Source organism: Mycobacterium sp. 1423905.2 (assembly GCF_001673155.1).
Taxonomy (GTDB): Bacteria; Actinomycetota; Actinomycetes; order Mycobacteriales; family Mycobacteriaceae; genus Mycobacterium.
On sequence record NZ_LZLE01000316.1, the window covers coordinates 1 to 5,068 of the forward strand.

Here is a 5,068-nt window from a genome sequence, read left to right on the forward strand (position 1 = left end):
TGACGATCCTCGAGGTCATGGCCGAGGCCATCGACGCGCCGGACGAGATGAGCCCGTTCGCCCCGCGGGTCACCACCATCAAGGTTCCGGTGGACAAGATCGGCGAGGTCATCGGCCCCAAGGGCAAGGTCATCAACGCCATCACCGAGGAGACCGGCGCGCAGATCTCCATCGAGGACGACGGCACCGTGTTCGTCGGCGCTACCGATGGTCCCTCGGCGCAGGCCGCGATCGACAAGATCAACGCCATCGCCAACCCGCAGCTGCCCACAGTCGGGGAGCGGTTCCTCGGAACCGTGGTCAAGACAACGGATTTCGGTGCGTTCGTCTCGTTGCTGCCGGGCCGTGACGGCTTGGTGCACATCTCCAAGCTGGGCAAGGGCAAGCGCATCGCCAAGGTCGAGGACGTGGTGAACGTCGGCGACAAGCTGCGTGTGGAGATCGCCGACATCGACAAGCGGGGCAAGATCTCGCTGATCCTGGTCGCTGAGGACGACGGCTCGGGTGCCGCCGCCGATACGGGTTCTGGAGCAGCTCCAGCCGATGCCGCGTCGGTCAGCAGCTGACCCCGGGCGCCTGACGCGCCCGGAAAGTAATGGTGTGCGCCGTAGCACCTTGCCGGGCGGTCTGCGGGTCGTCACCGAATATTTGCCCGCGGTCCGTTCCGCTTCGGTAGGGGTGTGGGTCGGGGTCGGATCGCGCGACGAAGGCACCTCGGTGGCCGGTGCCGCGCACTTCCTTGAGCATCTGCTGTTCAAGTCCACCCCCACCCGCACGGCCGTGGACATCGCACAGGCGATGGACGCCGTCGGCGGTGAACTCAACGCGTTCACCGCCAAGGAACACACCTGCTATTACGCGCACGTGCTCGACACGGACCTCGCCCTGGCCGTCGACCTGGTCGCCGACGTGGTCTTGAACGGTCGGTGCGCCGCCGACGACGTCGAACTGGAACGCGACGTCGTCCTCGAGGAGATCGCCATGCGCGACGACGACCCCGAGGACGCGTTGTCAGACATGTTCTTGACGGCGTTGTTCGGTGACCACCCGGTGGGCCGGCCGGTGATCGGCAGCGTGGAGTCGGTGTCGGCGATGACCCGCGCGCAATTGCACTCGTTCCACGTGCGGCGTTACACCCCCGAGCGGATGGTCGTCGCGGTGGCCGGCAACGTCGACCATGACGATGTGGTGGCGCTGGTGCGCGAGCACTTCGGGTCGCGACTGGTCCGTGGCCGCAAGCCGGTCGCGCCGCGCAAGGGCGCGGGCCGGGTGAACGGCCACCCAGGGCTCACTTTGGGCAAACGTGACGCCGAGCAGACCCACGTGTCGCTGGGGGTTCGCACACCGGGCCGCGGCTGGGAGCACCGCTGGGCACTGTCGGTGCTACACACCGCCCTCGGCGGCGGACTGAGTTCCCGGCTCTTCCAAGAGGTTCGCGAGTCCCGCGGGCTGGCCTACTCGGTGTATTCAGCGCTGGACGTCTTCGCCGACAGCGGCGCTTTGTCGGTGTACGCCGCCTGCCTGCCGGAACGTTTCCCCGAGGTCATGCGGGTCACCACGGCGGTGCTCGAAGCGGTGGCGCGCGACGGGATCACCGAATCCGAATGCCGCATCGCCAAAGGCTCGTTGCGTGGCGGGTTGGTGCTGGGTCTGGAAGACTCCGGATCACGGATGAGTCGGCTGGGCCGCAGTGAGCTGAATTACGGCGCCCACCGCAGCATCGAGCACACCTTGCAGCAGATCGAGCAGGTCACCCTCGAGGAGGTCAACGCCGTGGCGCGCCAGCTGCTCAACAAGCGCTTCGGTGCCGCCGTTGTCGGCCCTTATGGCTCGAAACGAACACTGCCGCAACAACTTCGGGCGATGGTAAGTTAGCCGGATGGTACTGGGCTTCTGGGACATCGACGTGCCCATCGTCGGTGCGCCGATGTCCGGGGGGCCGGGTACCCCGGCGTTGGCCGCGGCGGTGTCAAACGCCGGCGGGCTGGGCTTCGTCGCCGGCGGCTATCTGAGCGCTGAGCAGTTCGCTGAGGACATCATCGCCGCCCGTGCCGCCACCACGGGCCCGATCGGGGCCAATCTGTTTGTGCCGCAACCGAGTGTGGCCGACTGGGTGCAGTTGGAGTATTACGCGGAGGAACTCGAAGAGGTCGCCGACCACTACCGAGTCGAGGTGGGCCACCCCGTCTACGGCGACGACGATGAATGGGAACGCAAGCTCGAGGTGCTCGCCGACGTCCGCCCGGAAATGGTGTCCTTCACGTTCGGTGCGCCCCCACCTGATGTCATTCGCCGGTTGAGCGCGCTGGGCCTGCTGGTGTCGGTGACCGTCACGTCGGCGTACGAGGCGGGGGTCGCCGTCGCGGCCGGCGCGGACAACTTGGTTGTGCAAGGGCCCGGGGCCGGCGGACACCGAGGCACCTTCGCGCCCGATATGGATCCAGGCGAGGAATCACTGCACCAGTTGCTCGACCGGATCGGCGCCTCTCACGACGTTCCGCTGATCGCTGCCGGCGGTCTGGGCACCGTCGACGACGTCGCTGCCGCGCTGCGCTGGGGCGCGGTCGCCGCGCAGGTGGGCACGGCGTTGCTGCTCGCCGACGAGGCCGGCACCGACTCCGCCTACCGGGTGGCCCTGAAGAATCCGCACTTCGACTCCACCGTGGTCACGCGCGCGTTCTCCGGCCGGTACGCCCGGGGCTTGGCGAACAACTTCACCCGCTTGCTCGATCATGTTGCGCCGCTGGGCTATCCGGAGGTTCATCAAATGACCGAACCGATCCGGGAGGCGGCAGTGCAGGCCGAGGACCCGCACGGGACGACGCTGTGGGCCGGTACGGCCTACCGCAACGCCCAAGCCGGCCCGGTGGCCGACATCGTCGCGGCGCTCAGTCCCTACTGAGATGGACCTGTCTCGCCGACAGCTGCTGTTGGGCACGGCGGCGGTGCTGACGCTGACCGGCTCGCCCCGCGCGGTCGCCGAGCCGGCCGGTCGCATTGACGAACTCGAGGACCAATACCACGCCATCGTCGGTGTCTACGCGCGCGACCTCGCGTCGGGCCGGGCGGTGACGCACCGCGCCGACGACGCGTTCGCCATGTGTTCGACGTTCAAGGTCTACGCCGCGGCGCGTGTGCTGCAGAAGTGCGAGCGCGGCGAATTGGATCTGGCGCAAGCAACGTTCATTGATCCTGCTGCGCTGCAACCAAATTCACCGGTGACAGCGCCGCATGCCGGTGACACCATGCCGCTGTCGCTGTTGTGCGCGGCGGCACTGCAGCGCAGTGACAACACCGCGGCCAACCTGCTGCTGCAGGCCATCGGCGGCCCGCCGGCCATCACCGACTTCGCTCGCTCCATCGGCGATGACCGCTCCCGACTGGACCGCTGGGAGATCGAACTGAACACCGCCATCCCGGGCGATCCCCGTGATACCAGCACACCACGGGCGTTGGGCGGCGGCATTGAAAAGCTGCTCACCGGAGCCGTTCTCGCGTCCTCACAGCGCAGCCAGCTGGAAACCTGGATGCGTGGCAATGTCACCTCGACCATGCGGGCCGGGCTGCCGCCGGGTTGGACCACGGCCGACAAGACCGGCACCGGAGACTACGGCAGCACCAACGACATAGGCGTGGCGTACGGTCCCGACGGACGGCGGGTGCTCTTGGCGATCATGACCCGCTCGCAAGCCGACGACCCGAACGCCGACGCGCTGCAGACGCTGATCGCCGACGTGACCAGGGCGGTGTTGCCAGCGCTCGCCGGTTAGGCCAGCACGGTGGCCGGTGGCAGCCAAGGCAGGCCGAGATCGGCGCCGACCTGTTCGCAGAGCAGCGCACCGTCATGGGTCGAAAGACCATGGGCCAAAGCGGGATCCGCCGCGCACGCCGATCGCCAGCCGTGGTCGGCGAGCTCGAGCACATAGGGCATCGTCGCGTTGGTCAGCGCGAACGTCGACGTCTTGGGCACGGCGCTGGGCATGTTCGCCACGCAGTAGAACAATGTGTCGTGTACGGCGAAGGTCGGGTCGTCGTGGGTGGTCGGCCTCGAGTCTTCGAAACAACCGCCCTGGTCGATGGCGATGTCGACGAGCACCGCACCGGACTTCATGTGCGCCACCAGCGAATTGGATACCAGCTGAGGTGCCCGGGCGCCGGGCACCAAGACCGCGCCGACTACCAGGTCGGCCTGCTTGACAGCGTTCTCGAGGTCATATGCCGAGGAGTAGCGGGTGTGTACGGCGCACTGGGCGTCGAGTTGGCGAAGCCGGCTGAGGTTGACGTCGAACACCGTGACGGTCGCCCCCATGCCGCCGGCTACCCGCGCGGCGTTGTACCCGGCAATGCCTCCGCCGATCACGACCACGTTGGCGGGTTCGACACCCGGCACGCCGCCCATCAGCGCCCCACGACCGCCGTGCGTGCGCATCAGGTGGTAGGCGCCCACCTGAGCCGCGAGCCGTCCGGCCACTTCGCTCATCGGGGCCAGCAGCGGCAGGGTGCCGTCGGCGGTTTGCACGGTCTCGTAGGCGATCGACGTGGTACCCGCCGCCAACAACGCATCCGTGCAGGGTCGCGATGCCGCCAGATGCAGGTAGGTGAACAGGACCTGGTCCCGCCGCAGTAAGCCGTACTCGGCGGGCACCGGTTCTTTGACCTTGAGCAGCAAGTCAGCGTCGGCCCATATCTGTTCGGCCGGGCCGATCAGTTGTGCGCCGGCCGCCTTGAAGTCGGCGTCGGTGATGGCCGAGCCTTCTCCGGCGCCGGCTTGAACCAGCACCTCGTGGCCGCGATTGACCAGCGCTGCAACCCCGGCCGGGGTGATCGCCACCCGGAACTCGTTGTTCTTGGTCTCGGTCGGAATGCCCACCCGCATGTCTCAAGTGTGAAAAACATTCGACAATACCGCAATTAGCATGATGATCATTCTTTAATATGGCCTGATGAGTGAAGGTATCACGGCCGATGCGATCCCCGCGGGGTATACGTCGAAGGATGTTCGGGCCGCCGACATCGACGAGGTGGATCACCGGATTCTGGCCGTCCTGCACGGTGACGCGCGGATCAC

Annotated in this window: 5 protein-coding genes; 4 read left to right on the forward strand and 1 reads right to left on the reverse strand. The window is 67.3% G+C overall.

Translation table 11 applies throughout. The annotated features are described in order from the left end of the window. The 4 genes from A9W95_RS21310 to bla form a co-directional block, all read left to right on the forward strand. The coding region (locus A9W95_RS21310) for a S1 RNA-binding domain-containing protein (protein WP_156746328.1) at window positions 1–566 on the forward strand (566 nt) is incomplete at its 5' end. Next, a complete protein-coding gene (locus tag A9W95_RS21315) occupies window positions 544–1,875 on the forward strand; it encodes a pitrilysin family protein (RefSeq protein WP_067417420.1) in 1,332 nt (443 codons plus the stop codon). The genes A9W95_RS21310 and A9W95_RS21315, both read left to right, overlap by 23 nt. 4 nt (window positions 1,876–1,879) lie before the next feature. After that, complete coding sequence (locus A9W95_RS21320; RefSeq protein WP_067417422.1) at window positions 1,880–2,902, forward strand: nitronate monooxygenase; 1,023 nt, start codon at window positions 1,880–1,882, stop codon at window positions 2,900–2,902. Between the two features lies 1 nt (window position 2,903). Continuing rightward, window positions 2,904–3,770: a class A beta-lactamase gene (bla, locus tag A9W95_RS21325; protein ID WP_067417424.1), complete on the forward strand. Its 867-nt coding sequence runs from the start codon at window positions 2,904–2,906 to the stop codon at window positions 3,768–3,770. Here the strand turns inward: bla and ald are convergent. Then, window positions 3,767–4,876, reverse strand: a complete 1,110-nt coding sequence (gene ald, locus A9W95_RS21330; protein ID WP_067417425.1) for an alanine dehydrogenase — start codon at window positions 4,874–4,876, stop codon at window positions 3,767–3,769. The genes bla and ald overlap by 4 nt on opposite strands. Window positions 4,877–5,068 lie beyond the last annotated feature (192 nt).